The sequence below is a fragment of the Bacillus sp. 3G2 genome (assembly GCF_044324725.1).
GTDB classification, from domain to species: Bacteria; Bacillota; Bacilli; order Bacillales; family Bacillaceae_G; genus Bacillus_A; species Bacillus_A mobilis.
Window position 1 is genome coordinate 300,001 of sequence record NZ_CP172246.1, and the last position, 2,500, is coordinate 302,500.

2 protein-coding genes and 2 rRNA genes (2 of these 4 running past the window's edge) are annotated in these 2,500 nt (G+C 39.5%); 3 read left to right on the forward strand and 1 reads right to left on the reverse strand.

Translation table 11 applies throughout. The annotated features are described in order from the left end of the window. Together ACHZK0_RS01650 and rrf are read left to right on the forward strand one after the other, a co-directional pair. Nucleotides 1-435, forward strand: a 23S ribosomal RNA gene (locus ACHZK0_RS01650); it begins 2,487 nt to the left of the window's first position. A gap of 49 nt (nucleotides 436-484) precedes the next feature. Further along, a 5S ribosomal RNA gene (rrf, locus tag ACHZK0_RS01655) occupies nucleotides 485-600 on the forward strand. A gap of 178 nt (nucleotides 601-778) precedes the next feature. Here the strand turns inward: rrf and ACHZK0_RS01660 are convergent. Further along, entirely contained in the window at nucleotides 779-2,191 is a 1,413-nt protein-coding gene (locus ACHZK0_RS01660; protein WP_270344347.1) for a PLP-dependent aminotransferase family protein, read from the reverse strand. A 117-nt stretch (nucleotides 2,192-2,308) separates the two neighbouring features. Between ACHZK0_RS01660 and ACHZK0_RS01665 the strand changes: the two genes are divergently transcribed. Further along, nucleotides 2,309-2,500: the 5' portion of a proline dehydrogenase family protein gene (locus ACHZK0_RS01665; protein WP_262743565.1), read on the forward strand. The gene runs 768 nt beyond the window's last position; only the first 192 of its 960 coding nucleotides appear in the window; it begins with the start codon at nucleotides 2,309-2,311; its stop codon lies off the right edge, out of view.

The following is a 2,500-nucleotide window of genomic DNA, read 5'->3' on the forward strand; positions in this document are numbered from 1 at the left end:
CCCAAGAGTCCACATCGACGGGGAGGTTTGGCACCTCGATGTCGGCTCATCGCATCCTGGGGCTGTAGTCGGTCCCAAGGGTTGGGCTGTTCGCCCATTAAAGCGGTACGCGAGCTGGGTTCAGAACGTCGTGAGACAGTTCGGTCCCTATCCGTCGTGGGCGTAGGAAATTTGAGAGGAGCTGTCCTTAGTACGAGAGGACCGGGATGGACGCACCGCTGGTGTACCAGTTGTTCTGCCAAGGGCATAGCTGGGTAGCTATGTGCGGAAGGGATAAGTGCTGAAAGCATCTAAGCATGAAGCCCCCCTCAAGATGAGATTTCCCATAGCGTAAGCTAGTAAGATCCCTGAAAGATGATCAGGTTGATAGGTTCGAGGTGGAAGCATGGTGACATGTGGAGCTGACGAATACTAATAGATCGAGGACTTAACCATATAATATGTAGCAAATGTTATCTAGTTTTGAAGGAATATGCCTTCATAGTTTGGTGATGATGGCAGAGAGGTCACACCCGTTCCCATACCGAACACGGAAGTTAAGCTCTCTAGCGCCGATGGTAGTTGGGACCTTGTCCCTGTGAGAGTAGGACGTCGCCAAGCAACTGTAAGACGAGTCAGTATGACTCGTCTTTTTTGTGTTTAATAAAATGATTTTGTAATTAATATCGGCTCTATGAGTACGTTTATCTAGCAAGAAATAGCTTTATTTTATTATGATTTCACATTTAAATAGCATACCTTCAGAAAAATATGGACAAGTTTGTTAAACTGTCATTCGTTAACAAGAATATCTACAAGGTATTGCCCTCTGTAGCCTGCTCACACCTTCTTTTATTTCTTCAGTTGTTAAATGTCCATACCCCATAATAATTCGATTATGATGTTTTCCTTTTTCAATGGCATGGTCTTCCACGAGATATACTTTTACTCCGAGCTGTTGGATTTTCTCAAGTAATTCTTTTGTGAATTGAACTTGATTGAATTCAACAATCAGGTGTAATCCTGTAGAATAACCGAAAATATTGATTTCATTTAAGAATGCTAATTTTAATTGCTCGATAAGGAAGTCTCTCCGATTTTTATAAATTTTTTTCATCTTCATAATATGCCGTTCCAAATGATTTTCGGCAATAAATTTAGCAAGGACAAGCTGATTTAAAGAAGGTGTATGTAAATCTGAAAACCATTTTACACTGCGGCATTTTTCGATAAGCTGTGAGGGAAGAACTAAGTATCCCATCCTAAGGGCCGGTGATAAAATTTTACTAAATGAACCTACATATATAACACGCTCGGGATCTAATCCTTGTAATGAACTTACAGGGGAGCCTTCATATCGAAACTCACTGTCATAATCATCTTCAATGAGATAACAATTTGTATTTCTTGAGTAGTTAATCAATTGAACCCGCCGTTGAATCGGTAAAGCTCCTCCCAAAGGAAACTGGTGAGAAGGAGTAGTGAAGATGAATTTTGGGTTTTTATTTGCAGGCAACAAAGACGTATCTATTCCATTATCATCAACTGGTATAGGATGAAGGGAGGCTCCTGAATTTTTAAAAATTGTTTGAATGTCATTGGTGATGGGGTCTTCTATTAGTACTTCATCACCTGCTGATAAAAATAATTTAGAAACAAGTGTTAAAGCTTGAGTTGCACCGGAAGTAATCACTAATTGTTCTGGATGACAAAAAACTCCTCTTGTTTTTAGTAAATAGCGTGATAAAACCGTTCTTAATTCGGGACGTCCTTCGGGAATATCATATCCAAATGTAGAAGAGGGTGCTTCATTCCATGTGGTGTGAGACAACTTTGCCCATACCTTACGTGGGAATAAGTCTAATGCTGGTATTCCTGAACGGAAATTAATGATGTTACTGTCTTTGTTTGTTTCTTCACACCAAGATAAAGAATCAATTAGAGTTGATTTTTTATGTTGTTCTAGATAAGTCCCTTCTGCAATGAATGTCCCGGCTCCCTGCCGAGCGACCAAAAAACCTTCGGAAAGTAATTGATCATAAGCTTCTAAAATTACATTCCTAGACACACTCAACTCAGAAGATAATTCCCGTGTTGCTGGTAGTTTTTCTCCGGATTGTAGCTCTCCGTTTAATATTCGTTCACGTATTTGGTGATAAACCTGTCGAATTAAACTTATATCTAACGATCGATCAATAGGCATCCAAAGCATATAAATGCTCCCTTCATCAAAATTGGTACCATAAAAGTATAGCTAAAATGGTACTAATACAAACCATTTTAGCATGCTATAGTTGGAACAAATAGTTCTAAAGGAGATGAAAATGTGATGACTAAACCAGAACTCCAAGTAGCTCAGGCATTTAAATCAATTGCGCGAAATGAACATATAAAATCCTATGTACAACAATCTACGGAACTCTATGCGTTATTATTGCAGGCCGCGAAACGCTTTGTCACCGGAGAAACGAGACATGAGGGGATTATGACGGCAAAAGAACTAATTACAAAAGGGTATCAT